The organism is Bacillus cereus group sp. MYBK245-2, from assembly GCF_051916145.1.
In the GTDB taxonomy this organism is placed as follows: Bacteria; Bacillota; Bacilli; order Bacillales; family Bacillaceae_G; genus Bacillus_A; species Bacillus_A pacificus.
This window is the reverse complement of sequence record NZ_JBQAGB010000001.1, coordinates 786,075-806,495: the sequence shown is the minus strand read 5'-3', so window position 1 is coordinate 806,495 and position 20,421 is coordinate 786,075. Positions and strand designations below refer to the sequence as shown.

Below are 20,421 nucleotides of genomic sequence, written 5' to 3'. Positions count from 1 at the left end.
AGGGTGTAAGTTATGAGTCTTCTCGGTCGTTTAAACGATGATATGAAACAAGCGATGAAGAATAAACAAAAAGAAAAATTAACCGTCATTCGTATGGTTAAGGCTGCTTTACAAAATGAAGGTATTAAACTACAGCATACTCTTACTGAAGAAGAGGAACTAACAGTTTTAGCTCGTGAAGTAAAACAGCATAAGGACTCCCTCCTTGAATTTAAAAAAGCTGGTCGTGAAGACCTTGTTAATAAACTGCAAAGTGAAATTCAGATTTTAAGCGCATATTTGCCGGAGCAATTAACGGAAGAAGAGCTAGTTGATATAATCAAGCAAGTAATTTCTGAAGTTGGTGCGACTTCTAAAGCAGATATGGGTAAGGTGATGACTGCTGTTATGCCGAAAGTAAAAGGTAAAACAGATGGATCGCTTGTGAATAAGCTGGTTATCCAGCTATTAGCATAAAAAAACGTCTCATTTCTTATGAGACGTTTTTTTATGCTTTTTTTCAGTTTGGACGTGATATTACAAGCTCTTTTTTCATACATATGGGATGAGAGGGGGTCTTTTGGGATGAAAAAATTAGAACAAATGAAGAATTGGTTAACGAAGCAAATAGACCTACCAGTGGATGTGCTAATGGATCTACCTCGGATCACGCTTGTTGGGCAAGTGCATATCTATATAGAAAATCATCGAGGTTTATTAGTATTTTCAGATAAAGAAGTAAGATTGTTGTTAAAGCATGGTCAGCTATTAATTAAGGGGCAGTCCTTTGTTATTAAAACAATCCTTCCGGAAGAACTTTTGCTTGAAGGGATAATTGAGCAAGTGACGTTTTTAGAAGACGAACAGAAAGAGAAGTAAGGGAAACTTCCGTATGTGAAGTTTTTCTTCTTTATTCTAATGATTTGCCCCTACTATTTAGTTTATCCCGCTTTAATGGGCAGTAAGCCTACGCCTCAAAATTCAGCGAAAGCAAAGAAGTTAGGTGGGGGTCGGGCTGTCCATTAAAGTCCGATTGGTGAGGGCTGATTAAAGTCTCACTTTATCCCGCTATTTATGGAAAATAAAACTCTTTATTTCATTTTCGTACGAGCTATTTTGCTAATTAAAGTGAAAAGTAGTGTGTCTACTTTTGGAAAGGTAGTGAAGGTAGTAGATGAAAAATAAATGGTTTATAAAGTGGCTTGGATATGTAAAGGTACGAATTGAAGGTAGAGGAGCGGAGCGGTTCGTTAACGAATGTGTGCGTAGAAAATTATTAGTTTGGGACGTTAAGAAAATTGCCGATGAAACGTTAGTTTTTTGTATGCTATTACGAGATGTGAAAAAAATAAAGCCGATTTATAGAAAAAATGAGTGTAAACTATATTTTATTGGGCGTTACGGTTTTCCATTTTGGAATAAGCGCTTAATTAAAAATAGTGGATTCTTAATTGGTTTTTTAATTTTCTTCTTTGGCATGATTGCATTATCGAATATGGTTTGGAAAATTGAAATTACAGGAGCGAAACCTGAAACAGAATATATATTGATGAAAGAATTGGACAAAATGGGTATTAAAAAAGGAAAATTACAATTCCAAATGCCTAGTGTAGAAGATGTACAACGTCATTTGACGGACAATATTAATGCGATTACTTGGGCAGGACTAGAAGTAAGGGGAACGACGTACCATTTTAAAATCGTTGAAAAAAATGAGCCGAAAAAAGAAAAAGAACAAAGGCCGCAAAATTTAGTGGCAAAAAAAGAAGCGATTGTTACAAAAACATTTGTTGAAGTTGGAAAACCAGTCGTTTTAAAAAATGATCATGTAGAAAAAGGGCAGCTTCTCGTATCAGGGATATACGGTAATGAGGAGAGTCCAACGATTGTTTCGGCGAAAGGTATTGTATATGGAGAAACGTGGTACACATCTGAGGTGAATGTACCACTCAAGACGCAATTTCAAGTATATACTGGTAATACGTATAATGAGCATTACCTTACATTTGGGAGTACAAAAATAAAAATATGGGGATTTCAGCATGATAAGTATAAACGTTCTCGTACGGAAAGTGTAAAACATGATGTGAAATTATTTGGTTTTACACTGCCGATTGCATATGAAAAAGATGTAGTGCGAGAAGAGGAAGAGGCGAACCGAGAATATACAGAAAAACAGGCAATGAAAGTAGCGAAAGAAATGGCTGAAAAAGAACTAAAGAAAAAATTGGATGAACATGCTATGATTGTAAGTGATAAGATTTTGAGTAAAGAGGTTGAGGCGGATCAACTAAAAGTCACTTTGCATTATACTGTGATTGAAAATATTGCAGAGCCACAACCAATATCCGAATCCGATATTCAAGGAGACTGAGTAATGGCAGAACAATTAGTAGAAATGAACCAACAATTGGAAAATACTAACGAAGCAATCGCTCTTTTTGGAGTCAATGATGCTCATTTGAAAGTAATTGAACGGGAACTGAATGTATCAATTGTAACTAGAGGTGAAACTGTTCATGCATCTGGAGCAGTTGAAACTGTGACACTCGTAGAAAAAATCTTACAGCAACTACTTGTTGTTATTCGAAAAGGTGTGTCAATTACAGAAAGAGATGTTGCGTATGCAATTCAGCTCGCACAACAAGGGAAAATTGCTCAATTTGAAGAGTTATATGAAGAAGAAATCTTTAAAACGGCAAAGGGTAAATCCATTCGTGTAAAAACGATGGGACAAAGAAGATATATTCATGCAATGAAGAAAAATGATATTGTATTTGGAATAGGACCTGCCGGGACTGGGAAAACATACTTAGCTGTAGTAATGGCTGTAAGAGCTTTAAAGCAAGGGTATGTAAAGAAAATCATTTTAACGAGACCGGCTGTAGAAGCTGGAGAAAGTTTAGGGTTTTTACCAGGTGATTTGAAAGAGAAGGTAGATCCGTACTTACGTCCATTGTATGATGCTCTGCACGATATTCTTGGACAAGAATATACGCAGCGTATGATGGAAAGAGGTGTAATTGAAATCGCGCCTCTTGCTTATATGAGAGGACGTACGCTCGATGATTCATTTGTTATTTTAGATGAAGCGCAAAATACAACGGGTGCACAAATAAAAATGTTTTTAACTAGATTAGGTTTTAGTTCTAAAATGGTTATTACGGGGGACCCTTCGCAAGTAGACTTACCAAAAGGGGTAAAATCAGGGCTTACGCTAGCCGCTAACATTTTATCTGGTGTATCAGGTCTTTCATTCATTACGTTAGAACAAACGGATGTTGTAAGGCATCCACTGGTACAACGTATTATTGAGGCATATGATAAAATGGAATGATCCTATTTGTCAGGATCATTTCTTTTTGTATTAAGGTTGGCGAACGGCATATTTTTTACTATCATAAAAGATAAGAGAAATAAACTATAGGTACTGGTGTATAAAAATGTTACCTAAAAGTATCGTTGGCTAGAAGAAATGAAAGCTATAAATAGTTTCACTTTATTTCTAGAGAGGAGAAGGTATTGAAATCATGTTAAGATCTCAAGAAATTTCTAAGTGGTTTCGTAATTTACAACATTCGAAAAAACTAAGTTGGATTTCTTACGTTTTATTAGGGGCAGTGCTGTTTTTTGCACTTATGAATAATGTGAAACCAGAGCAATTAGATGTTGATATGTATTCTATTGCGAAAAAAACAATTCATTCTCCTATTAAAATTGAAGATAAGGTTATAACGGAAAGAAAAAAACAAGAGGCCGCTCAAAAAGTCGGGGATCAATATACATATAGAAGTGAATATAAACAAAATAGAGTAGATATTGTAAATGATGTTTTTGCTAAGGTGAATGAAGTAATTCAGGAGATGAAAGCTGCTGGACCTGAAGAGCAAAAAAAGATGACCGATGCGAATAAATTAGAAAAGTTGAAGAAGAAGTTGCCATCTAATTTAACGAAGGAATTATCGGATGAGAATTTATTATACTTTATTAATGCAGAACCGGATCAATTAGAATTAGCAAAGAATGCGGCTTTAACGTCTGTTAGCGTTATCATGGGTGGAAATATTAAAATGTCCGAAGAAATGGCAGCGAAAGAGCGATTTGTTAATGAAATGAAAAGCCTGAATGTGAATAGCGGATTGAAAGAAGCTGTGAATGCACTAGGATCATATGCGATTACAGCAAATTATTTCTATGATCCTGCTGTAACGAAAGAGAAGAAGAAAGCAGAAGAAGATTTAGTTCCACCTGTTTATATTCTTCAAGGACAAGTTATTGTTAGAGAAGGTGAAACAATTTCAAGTGATATGTATAATCAGTTGAAATTAGTCGGTTTATTAGAGAAAGGTAATAGTTTTCAGCCTTATGTTGGATTAGCTGTGCTCATTGGTGTGTTACTATACTTTATGCATAAGCAGTTTGAATTATTTTTACAGCGGAAAAGAGAAGACAAACCGTACATTTTAGCGTATATTACAATTTTGTCTATCACGATTGTTTTAATGAAAATTATTAGTTTGTTTCAAAAGCTTGAATATGCAGGAATTGCGTATGTTGTCCCAGTTGCGATGGGAACGATACTTGTAAAACTAATGATTGGCGATCGATTTGTATTTTTAACAAGTATGATTTTTTCTGTGTGCGGAAGTATTATGTTTAATGAAGGAGTAACAAGTACACTAAATTATAGTGTGGGTATTTATGTGTTATTAAGTTCATTATCAGTGAGTATTTTCTTAAGAGAAAAAAATCGTCGTACGATGATTTTACAAGCTGGTATACTCGTATCTATCTTAAATGTAGTCGTCTTGGCGGCGTTATTATTATTACGTAATGGGAATTTTTCACCTCTTGAAATTGGTACGCAATTATTAATGGCTTCCCTTTCAGGAATTATCTCATCCGTTTTGGCTATGGGGATATTACCATATTTAGAAAGTGGACTTGGAATTGTATCGAGTATGAAGCTTATGGAATTATCAAGTCCGAATCATCCGCTTTTGCGTAGAATTTTATTAGAAGCGCCAGGAACATATCATCACAGTGTAATGGTAGCGAATCTCTCTGAGGCAGCTTGTGAAGCAGTTGGAGCAAATGGTGTATTAGCGCGTGTAGGGGCGTATTATCATGATGTAGGAAAAACAGTACAACCGCAATTCTTTATTGAAAACCAGATGGGAATTGAGAATCCACATGATAAATTAGATCCTGTGACGAGTAAAGAAATTATCATTGCTCATGTAACCGATGGAGTAAAGATGCTCGAAGAATACCATATTCCGCAAGAAATTATTGATATTGCTGGGCAACACCATGGTACAACGCTTCTTAAATATTTTTATTATAAGGCGATTAAAGAAGATAAAGAAAAATATACAGAAGAGATGTTCCGATATCCGGGATCAAAAGCAACTTCTAAAGAATCGGCAATCGTTGGTATTGCGGATAGTGTTGAGGCGGCGGTACGTTCTATGAATCACCCAACGCCAGAGCAAATTAATAATTTAGTGCAAAGTATTATTAAAGATCGCCTGCAAGATGGGCAATTTAGTGAATGTGATTTGACATTTAAGGAACTACAAATCGTTGGAAAAACGTTATGTGAAACGTTAAATGGTATTTTCCATTCGCGTATTACATATCCGGAACCACCGGAAGAAAAGGAGAAAGAATGAGTTTATTAATTGATTTCATTGATGAAACAGAAGAAGTGAAAGAAGAATATGTGAATTTAATTCGTGAGATATTAGGAAAAGCAGCTCAAATGGAAAAAATAGAGGATGGTGCGGAGTTATCAGTGACATTTGTAGATAACGAACGCATTCGCGAGATTAATCGTGATTACCGAGATAAAGATCAGCCTACTGATGTCATTTCCTTTGCTATGGAAGAAATGGGAGAAGGGGAAATGGAAATTGTGGGCGCAGAAATGCCGCGTATGTTAGGTGACCTTATTATTTCTATTCCGAGAGCGAAAGAACAAGCTGAAGAGTATGGACATTCTTTTGATCGTGAACTTGGCTTTTTAGCGTTACATGGCTTTTTACATTTGCTTGGTTATGACCACATGACAGAAGAGGATGAAAAAGAAATGTTTGGAAGACAAAAAGAAATTTTAGAAGCATTTGGATTAGGACGATGAAAAAAGGAAAACTTATAGATAGTTTTGGATATGCTATAGCAGGTGTATTCTTTTGTCTTCGTCATGAACGAAATATGAAAATTCATTATGTAGCCGCAGTCATTGTTATATGCTGCGGCTTTTATTTCCATATTACGAAAGTAGAGTGGATGATATTACTTATTGTAATAGGAATTGTAATGAGCTTAGAGATGGTAAATACGGCTGTGGAAAAAACAGTAGATTTAGCGACTGCTGATATACATCCGTTTGCGAAAGTCGCAAAGGATGTCGCAGCAGGAGCAGTTTTGTTGTTTGCGATAATAGCCGTTATAATTGGTGCTATTATCTTTTTACCGTATGTGGTATAGTTGCATTCCAAAGCTTTTATTAAGCTTTGAAGGTGCCGTAAAGGCCTTTAATAAGAGAGTGTATCTATTCACAGCTGGGAACAGGAAGGATGCGGGAATATGAATAGTAAACAATTAATTCAAGAAGCAATCGAAGCGCGTAAACAAGCGTACGTACCATATTCTAAATTTCAAGTAGGTGCAGCATTATTAACGCGCGATGGAAAAGTATATCGTGGATGTAATGTTGAGAATGCATCATATGGTTTATGTAACTGTGCAGAAAGAACAGCTTTATTTAAGGCGGTTTCTGAAGGAGATAAAGAGTTTGTAGCTATCGCAATTGTGGCGGATACGAAGCGTCCAGTACCTCCTTGTGGAGCATGTCGACAAGTTATGGTAGAATTATGTAAACAGGATACGAAAGTATACCTATCAAATTTACATGGTGACGTTCAAGAGACAACAGTCGGAGAATTGTTACCAGGAGCATTTTTAGCGGAGGATTTACATGAATAGAAAAGGTTATAAATCAGGTTTTGTCTCTATTATTGGCAGACCGAATGTTGGGAAATCTACATTTTTAAATCGTATTATTGGTCAAAAAATTGCTATTATGAGTGACAAGCCACAAACAACTCGTAATAAAATTCAAGGCGTATATACAGAAAATGATTCACAAGTAATTTTCATTGATACACCAGGAATACATAAACCGAAACATAAACTAGGCGACTTCATGGTGAAGATGGCGCAAACGACATTAAAAGAAGTTGATATCGTTCTGTTTATGGTGAATGCTGTTGAAGGCTTTGGTCGTGGTGAAGAATTCATCATCGAGAAGTTAAAAGAAACGAAACAACCAGTATTTTTAGTTATTAATAAAATTGACCAAGTTCACCCAGAACAATTATTAGAGTTAATTGATCAATATCGCAAATTACACGACTTTGCAGAAATCGTACCAATTTCTGCATTAGACGGTAATAATGTGGAAGCTCTAATTGGTACAATTAAAAAGTATTTACCAGAAGGACCACAATACTACCCAGATAATCAAGTAACGGATCATCCGGAGAGATTTATTATTGCAGAGCTTATTCGTGAAAAAGTACTACATTTAACACGTGAAGAAGTGCCGCATTCTGTGGCTGTTGTTATCGATGCAATTCAAAAACGCGAAGGCGGGGCAGTTTATATCAATGCAACGATTGTTGTTGAACGTCCGTCGCAAAAAGGGATTATTATCGGAAAACAAGGGAAGATGTTAAAAGAAGTCGGTAAGCGAGCGCGTTTTGATATTGAAGCATTACTTGGTTCTAAAGTATTTTTAGAAGTATGGGTAAAAGTGCAAAAAGATTGGCGTAATAAAATGTCTCAGCTTCGTGACCTTGGTTTCCGCGAAGACGAGTATTAAAATAGAGTAAAGCTGTAATCAGCGGATGTTTTGTTCATCCGCTGATTATTGGTTTTTATGAGTTTTGATAAATTAGGAAAAATTTTTCTCACATGAAAATGGACAAAATGGGTCAATTTAATAACAACAAAGGAAATTGGTTTATAGGCTACGCTTATTGAGAAAGGTGGATTCTTATGCTAGATTTTACCTGGAAGTTTTTCTCCAAAACAGGAAGCATTGAGACGTATTTGCTTTTGAAAGAAATGGAAAAAGACGTAAACGATGAGATGGATCAACATGAAGAGGAGCTAGCGCATCTAGACTCTCCAATTTCTTGACCCGTTTTGTTCAAACCTTGGATGGTGACGAACATGTTTCAAAAAGTTGAGGGCATCGTTATCCGTACGACAGATTACGGAGAAACGAACAAGATTGTTACAATATTCTCAAGAGAATTGGGTAAGGTAAGTGCAATGGCAAGAGGAGCGAAAAAACCGAAAAGCCGGTTAGCATCTGTTTCGCAACTTATGACACATGGTCATTTTCTTATTCAAATGGGATCTGGACTTGGAACTTTGCAACAAGGCGAGATTATTTCAACTATGAAAGAAATTCGCGAGGATATATTTTTAACTGCTTATGCATCATTTATTGTTGAGTTAACTGATAAAGCAACAGAAGATAAAAAACATAATCCATATTTATTTGAAATGTTATATCAAACGTTGCATTATATGTGTGAGGGTGTTGATCCAGAAGTATTATCATTAATTTATCAAACGAAAATGCTTCCGGTATTAGGGATGCGCCCGTACTTTGATACATGTGCGATTTGTCATCAAGAAACAGATTTTGTCGCCTTCTCTGTTAGGGAGGGCGGTTTTCTGTGCTCACGTCATGCTGAACAAGATCAGTATCGTATACCAGTGGGGGAAGCCGTTCATAAATTATTGCGTCTTTTCTACCACTTCGATTTACATAGACTTGGCAATGTATCAGTGAAGGATAGTACAAAAAAACAAATGCGTTTAGTATTGAATACATATTATGATGAATATTGCGGGATTTATTTGAAATCAAGACGTTTCTTAGAACAACTTGATAAGTTTCAAATATAATTTGGGGCCGTATACGGTCCTTTTTACATCCTTTCTTTTTCGAATAGCATATTTAGTATATAATATTTAAGAGATAGTATAACTTTTTTCGTTGTGCATTAAAGGTGGTGATTATCATAGAGCTGAATAAACGGCAAGAACATATCATTCAGATTGTAAAAGATCACGGTCCTATTACAGGGGAGTCAATTGCTGCGCAATTGGGATTAACACGTGCAACGCTAAGACCAGACTTAGCAATTTTAACGATGGCTGGTTATTTAGAAGCACGTCCACGCGTAGGTTATTTTTATACGGGTAAAACTGGGGGGCAGTTATTATCTGAAGCTGTTAAGAAAATTAAAGTACAAGATTATCAATCTAGACCGGTTGTAATTGATAAAAATGTATCGGTATACGATGCGATTTGTACTATGTTTTTAGAGGATGTAGGTACATTATTCGTTGTAGATCAATCGACTCTATTAGTAGGCGTTGTATCTCGTAAAGATTTATTACGAGCTAGCTTAGGGAAGCAGGATTTAACCTCACTTCCGGTTAATATTATCATGACAAGGATGCCAAACATTGCGATGTGTCGTAGAGAAGATTCTTTATATGATATTGCGATGGAATTAATAGAAAGACAGATTGATGCGATGCCAGTTGTAAAAGATACGAAACAAGGTTTAGAAGTGGTTGGACGAATTACAAAAACAAATATTACACGTGCGTTTGTAAACTTAGTAAATAACGAATAAGTGTAATTTGTTTAAAGTGAGGTAATGTAATGGATAATAAAATCGTATATGTCGTATCTGACTCTGTAGGAGAAACGGCTGATTTGGTTGTTCGAGCAGCAATGGGGCAATTCCCATTTGCTCCTGATATTAGACGTGTGCCGTATGTAGAAGATACAGGGACATTAAAAGAAGTGATTTCGATTGCTAAGAGCAATCAAGCACTTATTTGTTTTACGTTAGTAAAGCCTGACATGCGCCAATATTTAGTGACAGAGGCTGCAAAAGAAGGTGTAGAGGCATATGATATTATCGGCCCTCTAATTGATCAAATTGAAGAAATTACAGGGCAAGTGCCTAGATATGAGCCTGGCGTTGTTCGTAGATTAGATGAAGAATACTTTAAAAAGATTGAAGCGATTGAGTTTGCTGTGAAGTATGATGATGGTAGAGATGCACGTGGTATTTTAAAAGCAGATATCGTGTTAATTGGGATTTCGCGCACATCAAAAACACCACTTTCTCAATATTTAGCTCATAACAAACGTTTGAAAGTTGCCAACGTACCACTAGTACCAGAAGTAGATCCCCCTGAAGAATTATATCAAGTGGCTAAAGAAAAATGCTTCGGTTTGAAAATTACGCCAGAGAAGTTAAATCATATTCGAAAAGAGCGATTGAAATCACTTGGACTAAGTGATGGAGCAACATATGCCAATATTAATCGTATTAAAGAAGAGATTGATCACTTTGAGAATGTAGTTAGTAAAATAAATTGTCAAGTAATTGATGTATCGAACAAAGCGATTGAAGAAACAGCTAACATTATTGTGAATGCAGTGCAAAACCAAAAAATGTTTTAGCACATTTACCAAAGGTGAATGTGCTTTTTTCGCTCGTGAGAAACACAGTGCCTGCTGATTTCGTAATAGATGATAGTGAAGTGGTTATACTTATATTCTTCTGTCTTTTTATTATGTTAAAAGTAGGGTTTCGCTATCCTGAAATAGAAGATGAAAAAATAAAGGGATATGTAGCGTAGTTGAAGAAAATATATTATAATAAAAAATTGTGATAAAAACCTATATTTTACGTTTAGACTTTAATTTTTCAGAATAAACTAGGGATAGGATTTAAGAAATGACATGTAATTACGTTAAATCGACAAAATCTATACAAGAAAACGCACATTATGGAAGGATTCGCAGAAGGGATGTAGAATACAGAAATATGCAAAACATCAATATGGTATGAGTTGATGCAGATGCATATACTGTGAAGGCTGACAATTGTGCGAGTTGGAACGAAATTTCATGTCAAAATTTTGTTTGTCACATCGTATGCTCATCGTTTAAGGAAGCAGCGAGGGAATTTGGATCTATGTAGATGCTGAATAAGCAAAAGTTGATTTCTTTATATGTATCAACATGCAAAAAACAGATCTCGTGATCACATAGGATATGGTGCTTGCTAGTCTTCTTGTGAAAAAATGCATATGTATTGTCTCCATGAGGTACATTTGTAATAGATGAGCAAATGGATACAATTTTATATAGTAGGTACGTATCTGCGAAGTTACGCAGAAAAGGGTCTGCAAAATCGCTTGATAACGTGATCGACAACATTTTCTAATAAGTTTAGAAAAAATATTGTCGAATTATAAAGGAATTTTTTAATTTATATCGAATACAAAATACGACACGGAGATGGAGTTATGGGGAACAGAATTCCTGAAGAAGTTGTTGAACAAATTCGGACATCATCCGATATTGTCGAAGTGATTGGTGAATACGTTCAACTTAGAAAACAGGGACGTAACTATTTCGGCCTTTGTCCGTTTCATGGTGAGAATTCTCCTTCATTCTCTGTTTCATCTGACAAGCAAATTTTTCATTGCTTCGGATGTGGAGAAGGTGGAAATGTATTTTCCTTTCTAATGAAAATGGAAGGACTGGCTTTTACCGAAGCTGTTCAAAAGCTAGGTGAAAGAAATGGAATTGCGGTTGCAGAGTATACATCAGGGCAAGGACAACAAGAAGACATATCTGATGACACTGTCATCATGCAACAGGCTCATGAACTTTTGAAAAAGTATTATCATCATTTATTAGTAAATACAGAAGAAGGAAATGAAGCACTTTCGTATTTGTTAAAACGTGGTATTACAAAAGAGATGATTGAGAAGTTTGAAATTGGTTATGCGTCACCTGCTTGGGATGCAGCAACGAAAATCTTACAAAAAAGAGGTTTATCGTTGTCTAGTATGGAACAAGCTGGTCTTCTCATAAGAAGCGAGAAGGATGGTAGTCATTATGATCGCTTCCGTGGAAGAGTTATGTTTCCAATCTATACGTTACAAGGTAAAGTGATAGCGTTTAGTGGAAGGGCATTAGGAGATGACACTCCGAAATATTTAAATAGTCCAGAAACACCAATTTTTCACAAAAGTAAATTGTTGTATAACTTCCACCAAGCAAGGCCGTTTATTAGAAAACGTGGGCAAGTGGTCCTTTTTGAAGGGTATGCCGACGTACTAGCTGCGGTGAAAAGTGGTGTGGAAGAAGCCGTTGCGACAATGGGAACGGCTTTAACTGAAGAACAAGCAAAACTTCTGCGACGTAACGTTGAAACTGTTGTTCTTTGCTATGATGGTGATAAAGCAGGGCGAGAAGCGACGATGAAAGCAGGGCAATTATTGTTGCAAGTTGGTTGCCAAGTGAAAGTTACATCCTTGCCAGATAAGCTTGATCCTGATGAATATGTGCAACAATATGGGACAACTGCTTTTGAAAATCTTGTGAAATCAAGTATAAGTTTTGTTGGTTTTAAAATAAATCATTTGCGTTTAGGGAAAAATTTGCAAGATGAGTCGGGCAAAGAAGAGTATGTGAAAAGTGTTTTAAAAGAGTTATCGTTGTTACAGGATGCGATGCAGGCAGAATCATATTTGAAGTCATTATCGCAAGAATTTTCGTATTCAATGGAAACACTTTTGAATCAATTGCACCAATATCGCAAAGAACAAAAGGTACAACAAAAACAAGTAAAGCAGGTTTCTAAACCGTCTCAAATTGTTCAAGCAAAACCGAAGTTAACAGGTTTTGAAAGGGCTGAAAGAGAAATTATTTACCATATGTTGCAAAGTCCAGAAGTGGCCGTTCGTATGGAATCCCACATAGAAGATTTTCATACAGAAGAACATAAAGGGATTTTATATGAACTATACGCATATTATGAAAAGGGAAATGAACCTTCAGTCGGAACATTTTTAAGTTGGCTCTCTGATGAAAAGTTGAAAAATATTATTACTGATATTTCGACGGATGAATTTATTAATCCAGAATACACAGAAGAAGTGTTACAAGGCCATTTGGAGACGCTTAGACGTCATCAAGAAAAACTTGAAAAGATGGAAATCATCTTCAAGATAAAACAAATGGAAAAGACAGATCCTGTAGAGGCTGCTAAATATTATGTAGCATATTTACAAAATCAAAAAGCGAGAAAATAGCTTTTTTGATAAATTTTTAGTATAATGAATGTTTGTATCTCGCGTAAGGAGGGGAACAGATGGCTGACAAACCAGCTCGTTCTAAACAAATTGAAACTGAAATGACCCTTGAGCAAGTGAAAGAACAACTCACTGAGCTCGGAAAAAAACGTGGCGTTCTTACATATGAAGAGATTGCAGAACGCATGAATGGATTTGAAATTGAATCCGATCAAATGGATGAATACTATGAATATTTAGGTGAACAAGGGATCGACTTAGTTGGCGACAATGACAACGACGAAGGCCCTAATAATCGCCAAATAGCAAAATCGGAAGAAGAATTCGACCTCAATGATTTAAGCGTACCACCAGGGGTTAAAATCAACGATCCTGTTCGTATGTATTTAAAAGAAATTGGTCGTGTAGATTTACTATCTGCAGAAGAAGAAATTCGACTTGCAACGCGTATTGAAGAAGGCGATGAAGAAGCGAAACGTCGTCTTGCAGAAGCAAACTTACGTCTTGTAGTAAGTATTGCAAAGCGCTACGTGGGCCGTGGTATGCTTTTCTTAGACTTAATCCAAGAAGGGAATATGGGTCTAATTAAAGCGGTTGAAAAGTTCGATTATCGTAAAGGTTTCAAATTTAGTACGTATGCAACTTGGTGGATTCGCCAAGCAATTACACGTGCGATTGCAGACCAAGCAAGAACAATTCGTATCCCAGTTCATATGGTTGAAACGATTAATAAGTTAATTCGTGTACAACGTCAATTATTACAAGATTTAGGACGTGAACCATCTCCTGAAGAGATTGGTGAAGAAATGGATCTTGCTCCAGAAAAAGTACGTGAAATCTTGAAAATTGCACAGGAGCCAGTTTCTCTTGAAACACCGATTGGTGAAGAAGATGACTCCCATTTAGGTGATTTCATTGAAGACCAAGAAGCAACATCGCCTGCGGACCATGCAGCGTATGAATTGCTAAAAGAACAATTAGAAGATGTGTTAGATACACTAACAGATCGTGAAGAAAATGTTCTACGTCTTCGTTTTGGTTTAGATGATGGACGAACTCGTACGCTTGAAGAAGTTGGGAAAGTATTCGGCGTAACGAGAGAACGTATCCGTCAAATTGAAGCAAAAGCACTTCGTAAATTGAGACATCCAAGCCGTAGTAAGCGTCTTAAGGATTTCTTAGAATAGGCTACCTTTAAGTTTACTTCACTTTTGTGAAGTAAACTTTTTTATTTTGTTAATTTTTGTTAAACTTTAGCTGTCAGCAACGATTACAATTTCTTGTAATTTATTTTACAGAATTGTCTTTTGATTTGCAAATGCTCATTTTTCGATTTTTCGATTAATTTTGTTTATTCTATACAAAAATATATGTAGAAAAGTGAAAAATATGATGAGAAACGTTAATAATTATCGAAATAATAAGCGATATAACAATAAAAAACAATAAACTGAATTTATGGAATATTTTTAACGATTAGTAGTTTACTCTTTTCTGATAGAGCGTTTTCAAGTACAATGGAAATGACTGAATCATCTAACTATTTAGGGGTATAGAGGGGGGAGAAGAGATATGAAACGTAATCCGCTGATTCCGTTCGCTCTTATTGCAGCATTGGGTATTATCGTTATGTTTGTATTTTCATTTCAGGGGCTAAATAAATCTAAAGAGTTAGCTGATGCAAAAAATGGCGGGAAGCCAGCACAAACAGCATCCAAGCCAGAGGATATTGTGAAGCAAAGCTGTACGAGCTGCCACGGTGATCAGTTACAAGGGGCGGTAGGACCTAATTTACAAAAAATTGGTGGGAAACTTTCAAAGGATGAAATTAAAGAAATTCTTTCGAAAGGAAAAGGCAATATGCCTGCCAATATAGTTCCAGCTGATCAAGCCGCTAAAGTAGCTGATTGGTTATCAAAGAAAAAATAAAGTTCCGTATGACAAGCCTTTTGCTTATGCAAAGGGCTTGTTTTTCTATATTTTCTCAAATACGATGAATGATAGAGAAGTGAATTGTTGTTATAGGCTTGCAACAACTACTATAAATTCATTATCATGGAGACAGACTGACAAGAGAAGGAGTAATGGAAATACATGAATGAAGTAAAGCTTTCAAAACGATTAGAAGAAGTTGTGCGTGAAATACCAGTAGGATCTACAGTTGCTGATATTGGATCGGATCATGCTTATTTACCGTGTTATACAATTATAAATAATATTGCTACTAAAGCAGTTGCTGGAGAGGTTGTAGATGGACCATTTCGCTCTGCGCAGGCAACTGTAGCTGAAAGTGGCTTACAAGATAAAGTAGATGTGCGTAAAGGGAATGGATTAGCTGTTATCGCGCCAGGAGAAGTAGATGTAATTACGGTTGCCGGAATGGGCGGAGCGTTAATTCGTGATATTTTAGAAAGTGGTAAAGAAAAATTAGAAGGTGTAACACGTTTAATTTTACAGCCGAATATTGCAGCGCATCACATTCGTGAATGGTTTATTGAGAATGGATGGGAGCTTATCCATGAAAAAATCGTAAAAGAAGATGGAAAAATTTACGAGATTTTAGTAGGGGAGCGAGGAAATATCACGGTTCCTTACTCTGAAAATAAACAGGCTGAATTATTTATGGGACCATTTTTAATGAAAGAAAAAAGTGAAGCTTTCGTTGAAAAGTGGGAAGGAGAATTAAAAAACTTCCAAAATATTTTAAAGCAGTTAGAACGTGCGGCTGATTCTGAAGAAACAAAAGCGAAGCGTGCGGAAGTAGAAGCGAAAATGAAAATGATAGGGGAGGTTTTATCATGAGTAAAATTCCAAATGGCCATGAAATTATTTCGTTATTTGAAAGTATGTATCCGAAGCATTTAGCGATGGAAGGAGATAAGATTGGGCTGCAGATTGGAGCGCTTAATAAACCCGTGCAGCACGTATTAATTGCGTTAGATGTAACGGAAGAAGTTGTGGATGAAGCAATTCAATTAGGAGCGAATGTCATTATTGCGCATCACCCTTTAATTTTTAACCCGCTAAAAGCGATCCATACAGATAAGGCGTATGGGAAAATTATTAAAAAGTGTATGAAAAATGATATTGCAATCTATGCAGCACATACAAATGTGGATGTTGCTAAGGGCGGGGTAAATGATTTACTTGCTGAGGCGTTAGGATTGCAAAATACAGAAGTTTTGGCACCGACATATGCAGAAGAAATGAAAAAAATTGTTGTGTTTGTGCCTGAAACTCATGCAGAAGAAGTACGAAAAGCATTAGGAGACGCAGGTGCTGGTCATATCGGCAATTATAGTCACTGTACGTTTAATAGCGAGGGTACAGGTACGTTTGTACCTCAAGAGGGGACAAATCCTTATATCGGGGAAACTGGACAGTTAGAGCGCGTAGAAGAAGTGCGAATCGAAACGATTATTCCAGCTTCACTACAACGAAAAGTGATTAAAGCAATGGTAACAGCACATCCATATGAAGAAGTAGCCTATGATGTGTATCCACTTGATAACAAAGGTGAAACGTTAGGGCTTGGAAAAATAGGGTATTTACAAGAAGAAATGACACTTGGACAGTTTGCAGAACATGTAAAGAAATCGTTAGATGTAAAGGGTGCGCGAGTTGTTGGGAAATTAGATGATAGAGTGCGCAAAGTAGCTGTACTTGGTGGCGATGGTAACAAATATATCAATCAAGCTAAATTTAAAGGAGCAGATGTATATGTAACGGGTGACATGTATTATCACGTGGCCCATGATGCGATGATGCTCGGTTTAAATATCGTCGACCCAGGACATAACGTTGAAAAGGTAATGAAGCAAGGTGTACAAAAGCAATTACAAGAAAAAGCAGATGCAAAGAAACTGAACGTACATATTCATGCTTCGCAATTACATACAGATCCATTTACATTTGTATAAGAAAAATAAAAACCGTTGCTCATATAGGCAACGGTTTTTATTATTGTTCTTTTTTCACTTTTACACGAGGTAATATTTTTTGTAACGGTACTTTTCGAACTCTTTCCCATGTAGCAGGATTCATTGGGTCATATTGCTCTAAGAAAGCGATAACCTCTTTTGTAATTGGTGTTGGAGTAGAGGCGCCTGCTGTAACAGCTACGTTCTCGACACCTTGTAGCCATTCTAATTTGATTTCACTTACGTCTGCAACGCGGTATGCTTTCGTACCAGCGATTTCTTGTGATACTTGTGCTAAACGGTTTGAGTTATTACTTTTCGGATCACCAACAACAATTGTTAAGTCTGCAACATCAGCTTGTTTGGCAACCGCTTCTTGGCGAACTTGAGTTGCTAAACAAATTTCCTTATGGAATTCTGCTGTTGGGAATTTCTTCTGAATGTCCTCCATTAAATGTTGAACATCCCATTGACTCATCGTTGTTTGATTTGTAACTAAAATTTTATCCGTTGGAATTTCTAATGTCTTTAAATCATCGGCTCTTTCGATAAGATGAACGATATCAGGTGCGATACCAACTGCGCCTTCTGGTTCTGGATGATTTTTTTTGCCGATATAAATGACATGGTAACCTTCAGCTTTCTTTGCTTCAATAAGGTCATGTGTTTTTGTAACATCTGGGCAAGTGGCATCAATTGTTGTTAAACCTTTTTCTTTTGCACGTTGTTTAACTTCTGGAGAAACACCGTGTGCAGTGAAAATAACAGTACCAGAATCGATTTTATCTAAAATGTCTAATCGACTTGGACCATCTAATGTGATGATGCCATCTTCTTCGAATGCATCTGTTACATGTTTGTTGTGAACAATCATACCTAAAATATAAATAGGTCTTGGTAATGATGTATCTAATGCGGCGTTACGTGCAATAACCATCGCGTCCACAACACCGTAGCAATAACCACGAGGGGAAATTTTAACAATTTTCATATGAGTAATCCTCTCCTTCTAAACAAGGGATACTTTTGTGCATAGTCTTTTACATTATAAAGGAGGAGTGGATAGAAAACAAAGGATTGTTACACATATAGTTTTGGTTTTGTTGCTATTTTTTGAACAGGCTCCTCTCGTACTTCTTTTTCTATGACTGGCTCAATCACCATTTTTTTTCTTTTTTTGGATGGAGGATGTGGAGTTGCTACCTCAACCTTTTCTGTTACGTCTTCAGTTTGATCTTCGGTTGGATTTTCTTCCGTACTTTTTCCAGAGGTGAGAATTTTAACAATGCTTGGTAGGTTACGCATAATGGGACCGTACTGTTCGACGACAGGGCTTACAGATTGAACGACTTGTGATACTTTTTCGATATTATTTATCATAGTAGTTGGATTCGAAATTAAATTCGAAAAAAAACTACCGATGCCGCTACTTGATGTGGCTGTAGTTGCTGCACCGCCGCGGGTGTCATTTGATTCATACATTTGAGGAGGGATCATTTGCTCGGGATGCTGCTGCATGTATGGTTGATATTGCTGCGGGTATTGGTGTTGGTATTGTTGCTGATATTGCTGCCGATATTGAGGTGGCGGTTGCTGGTGCATCATTGGCGGTCCTTCTATTTGTCGATAAGGCGGAACCATTTGCATGTAAGGTTCGGTTGGGTCGTGTTTTTTAAAGAGTTTAGCAAGAAAACCTTTCTTTTTTTGTGCCATCGGTGGTAGTTGTGGAATTGGATATGGTGTATAAGGTTGCTGCCCTGGATTCGGATACATTTGTCTCATGGGGGATTTTGGAAACATGTGAGAAATCCTCCTTTCTTCAGTTAGGTATATACACATACAATATGCAATAAGAGGGAAGAAGGTTAGTTTTTAAAGTAAAAACCTAAACTAAAGATGGATTTTACTTGTAGATTTCGATATAATGTAGACTTGACTGATTTGTGCGCGCAGTAGAAATTTAGAAAGAAGGTGTAACTTATGACACAACAAACTTTTACACAGTATGATTTTAAACCATTTTTAATAGATGCAGTTCGTGAACTACGCTTTACAGAGCCGACAGGAATTCAACAGAAAATTTTCCCGGTCGTGAAAAAAGGTGTAAGTGTAATTGGACAATCCCAAACAGGTTCTGGGAAAACACATGCATACTTACTTCCTACATTGAACAGAATTAACCCAGGTCGTGAAGAAGTACAACTTGTTATTACAGCGCCTACTCGTGAGTTAGCACAACAAATTTACGAAGAAATCGTGAAATTAACAAAGTTCTGTGCGGAAGATCAAATGATTACAGCACGTTGTTTAATTGGTGGAACTGATAAACAACGATCAATTGAGAAGTTGAAAAAACAACCTCATATTGTAGTTGGAACGCCAGGACGTATTAAAGACTTAGTAGAAGAACAAGCACTGTTTGTTCATAAAGCAAATACGATTATTGTCGATGAAGCAGACTTAATGCTTGATATGGGATTCATTCATGATGTAGACAAGATTGCAGCACGCATGCCTAAAAACTTGCAAATGTTAGTTTTCTCTGCAACAATTCCTCAAAAACTAAAACCGTTTCTGAAGAAATACATGGAGAATCCAGAGCATATTCATATCAATCCAAAACAAGTTGCGGCTGGAAATATTGAGCATTATTTAGTGCCTTCTAAACATCGCAACAAAATCGATTTAGTGAAAAGAATGTTACTACAATTTAAACCGTATTTAGCAGTTGTTTTCACGAATACGAAGAAAATGGCAGATCAAGTTGCTGACGGATTAACGGAACGCGGCTTAAAAGTTGGACGAATTCACGGAGATTTATCACCTCGTGATCGTAAAAAAATGATGAAACAAATTCGTGACCTTGAATTCCAATATATTGTTGCAACTGATTTAGCAGCACGTGGTATTGATATTGAAGGAATTAGTCATGTTATTAATTATGAACTTCCATCAGATTTAGATTTCTTCGTTCACCGTGTTGGAAGAACAGCACGCGCAGGCTATTCAGGTATTGCAGTGACGATTTATGATCCAGCAAACGAAGAAGCGTTAGATAGTTTAGAAAAACAACGTCATATCGAGTTTAAACATGTAGATTTACGCGGAGATGAGTGGGTGGATTTAGGTGAACGTCGTCGTCGTAAGAGCCGTAAAAAACCAAATGATGAACTTGATGTTATGGCAACGAAAGTTGTTAAAAAACCGAAAAAAGTAAAACCAAACTATAAACGTAAACTTGCAACAGAACGTGACAAAGTGAAAAGAAAATATAGCAATAAAAAAAGATAAGGGATTTCCCTTA

At 36.5% G+C, this 20,421-nt stretch carries 21 protein-coding genes; 19 read left to right on the top strand and 2 right to left on the bottom strand.

The genetic code is table 11. From position 1 onward, the window contains the following. The first annotated feature begins 12 nt into the window (after window positions 1-12). From ACTFRN_RS04235 to ACTFRN_RS04150, 18 genes are all read left to right on the top strand, one after another. Window positions 13-456: a GatB/YqeY domain-containing protein gene (locus ACTFRN_RS04235; RefSeq protein WP_000054571.1), complete on the top strand. Its 444-nt coding sequence runs from the start codon at window positions 13-15 to the stop codon at window positions 454-456. Between the two features lie 108 nt (window positions 457-564). Further along, window positions 565-858: a sporulation protein YqfC gene (gene yqfC, locus ACTFRN_RS04230; protein WP_000732266.1), complete on the top strand. Its 294-nt coding sequence runs from the start codon at window positions 565-567 to the stop codon at window positions 856-858. 295 nt (window positions 859-1,153) lie between these two features. Beyond that, window positions 1,154-2,353: a sporulation protein YqfD gene (gene yqfD / locus ACTFRN_RS04225; RefSeq protein WP_000792485.1), complete on the top strand. Its 1,200-nt coding sequence runs from the start codon at window positions 1,154-1,156 to the stop codon at window positions 2,351-2,353. 3 nt (window positions 2,354-2,356) lie between these two features. Beyond that, on the top strand, window positions 2,357-3,316 hold the full coding sequence (locus ACTFRN_RS04220; RefSeq protein ID WP_000840516.1) for a PhoH family protein: 960 nt from the start codon (window positions 2,357-2,359) through the stop codon (window positions 3,314-3,316). A 193-nt stretch (window positions 3,317-3,509) separates the two neighbouring features. Next, the gene (locus ACTFRN_RS04215; RefSeq protein ID WP_000946449.1) at window positions 3,510-5,654 is read left to right on the top strand and encodes an HD family phosphohydrolase; all 2,145 of its coding nucleotides are present in this window, start codon (window positions 3,510-3,512) and stop codon (window positions 5,652-5,654) included. Then, window positions 5,651-6,121: an rRNA maturation RNase YbeY gene (gene ybeY, locus ACTFRN_RS04210; protein ID WP_000054691.1), complete on the top strand. Its 471-nt coding sequence runs from the start codon at window positions 5,651-5,653 to the stop codon at window positions 6,119-6,121. Before ACTFRN_RS04215 ends, ybeY begins: the two co-directional genes overlap by 4 nt. After that, complete coding sequence (locus ACTFRN_RS04205) at window positions 6,118-6,471, top strand: diacylglycerol kinase family protein (protein ID WP_000715476.1); 354 nt, start codon at window positions 6,118-6,120, stop codon at window positions 6,469-6,471. The genes ybeY and ACTFRN_RS04205 overlap by 4 nt, the downstream gene beginning before the upstream one ends. 99 nt (window positions 6,472-6,570) lie before the next feature. Then, complete coding sequence (locus ACTFRN_RS04200; RefSeq protein WP_001086296.1) at window positions 6,571-6,969, top strand: cytidine deaminase; 399 nt, start codon at window positions 6,571-6,573, stop codon at window positions 6,967-6,969. Next, complete coding sequence (gene era, locus ACTFRN_RS04195; protein WP_001080241.1) at window positions 6,962-7,867, top strand: GTPase Era; 906 nt, start codon at window positions 6,962-6,964, stop codon at window positions 7,865-7,867. The genes ACTFRN_RS04200 and era overlap by 8 nt, the downstream gene beginning before the upstream one ends. Window positions 7,868-8,043: 176 nt before the next feature. Further along, on the top strand, window positions 8,044-8,187 hold the full coding sequence (locus tag ACTFRN_RS04190; protein WP_000883924.1) for a YqzL family protein: 144 nt from the start codon (window positions 8,044-8,046) through the stop codon (window positions 8,185-8,187). A 33-nt stretch (window positions 8,188-8,220) separates the two neighbouring features. Then, complete coding sequence (recO, locus tag ACTFRN_RS04185) at window positions 8,221-8,967, top strand: DNA repair protein RecO (protein WP_000487010.1); 747 nt, start codon at window positions 8,221-8,223, stop codon at window positions 8,965-8,967. A gap of 107 nt (window positions 8,968-9,074) precedes the next feature. Further along, complete coding sequence (locus ACTFRN_RS04180; protein ID WP_000583759.1) at window positions 9,075-9,707, top strand: helix-turn-helix transcriptional regulator; 633 nt, start codon at window positions 9,075-9,077, stop codon at window positions 9,705-9,707. A gap of 29 nt (window positions 9,708-9,736) precedes the next feature. Further along, the gene (locus ACTFRN_RS04175; RefSeq protein ID WP_000368943.1) at window positions 9,737-10,549 is read left to right on the top strand and encodes a pyruvate, water dikinase regulatory protein; all 813 of its coding nucleotides are present in this window, start codon (window positions 9,737-9,739) and stop codon (window positions 10,547-10,549) included. Window positions 10,550-11,400: 851 nt separating this feature from the next. Then, window positions 11,401-13,197 (top strand): DNA primase, encoded by a 1,797-nt coding sequence (gene dnaG / locus ACTFRN_RS04170; RefSeq protein WP_000528214.1) that lies wholly within the window; start codon window positions 11,401-11,403, stop codon window positions 13,195-13,197. Between the two features lie 59 nt (window positions 13,198-13,256). Further along, window positions 13,257-14,384, top strand: coding sequence for an RNA polymerase sigma factor RpoD (rpoD, locus tag ACTFRN_RS04165; protein ID WP_000764060.1), 1,128 nt, complete (start codon window positions 13,257-13,259; stop codon window positions 14,382-14,384). A gap of 385 nt (window positions 14,385-14,769) precedes the next feature. Beyond that, window positions 14,770-15,126 carry a cytochrome c550 gene (gene cccA, locus ACTFRN_RS04160; RefSeq protein ID WP_000828141.1) on the top strand — a complete coding sequence of 119 codons (357 nt, stop codon included), beginning with the start codon at window positions 14,770-14,772 and terminating at the stop codon, window positions 15,124-15,126. Window positions 15,127-15,291: 165 nt separating this feature from the next. Then, window positions 15,292-15,999, top strand: coding sequence for a tRNA (adenine(22)-N(1))-methyltransferase (locus ACTFRN_RS04155; protein ID WP_001006540.1), 708 nt, complete (start codon window positions 15,292-15,294; stop codon window positions 15,997-15,999). After that, entirely contained in the window at window positions 15,996-17,117 is a 1,122-nt protein-coding gene (locus ACTFRN_RS04150; RefSeq protein WP_074567746.1) for a Nif3-like dinuclear metal center hexameric protein, read from the top strand. The genes ACTFRN_RS04155 and ACTFRN_RS04150 overlap by 4 nt, the downstream gene beginning before the upstream one ends. Window positions 17,118-17,157: 40 nt before the next feature. Here the strand turns inward: ACTFRN_RS04150 and ACTFRN_RS04145 are convergent, their stop codons facing one another. Continuing rightward, window positions 17,158-18,108: a 4-hydroxy-3-methylbut-2-enyl diphosphate reductase gene (locus ACTFRN_RS04145; protein WP_000706669.1), complete on the bottom strand. Its 951-nt coding sequence runs from the start codon at window positions 18,106-18,108 to the stop codon at window positions 17,158-17,160. Between the two features lie 89 nt (window positions 18,109-18,197). After that, window positions 18,198-18,917, bottom strand: a complete 720-nt coding sequence (gene vrrA, locus ACTFRN_RS04140; RefSeq protein ID WP_000484144.1) for a VrrA/YqfQ family protein — start codon at window positions 18,915-18,917, stop codon at window positions 18,198-18,200. Window positions 18,918-19,097: 180 nt separating this feature from the next. On the opposite strand from vrrA, the gene ACTFRN_RS04135 reads away from it, so the two are divergent. After that, window positions 19,098-20,408: a DEAD/DEAH box helicase gene (locus ACTFRN_RS04135; protein ID WP_000194029.1), complete on the top strand. Its 1,311-nt coding sequence runs from the start codon at window positions 19,098-19,100 to the stop codon at window positions 20,406-20,408. Window positions 20,409-20,421 lie beyond the last annotated feature (13 nt).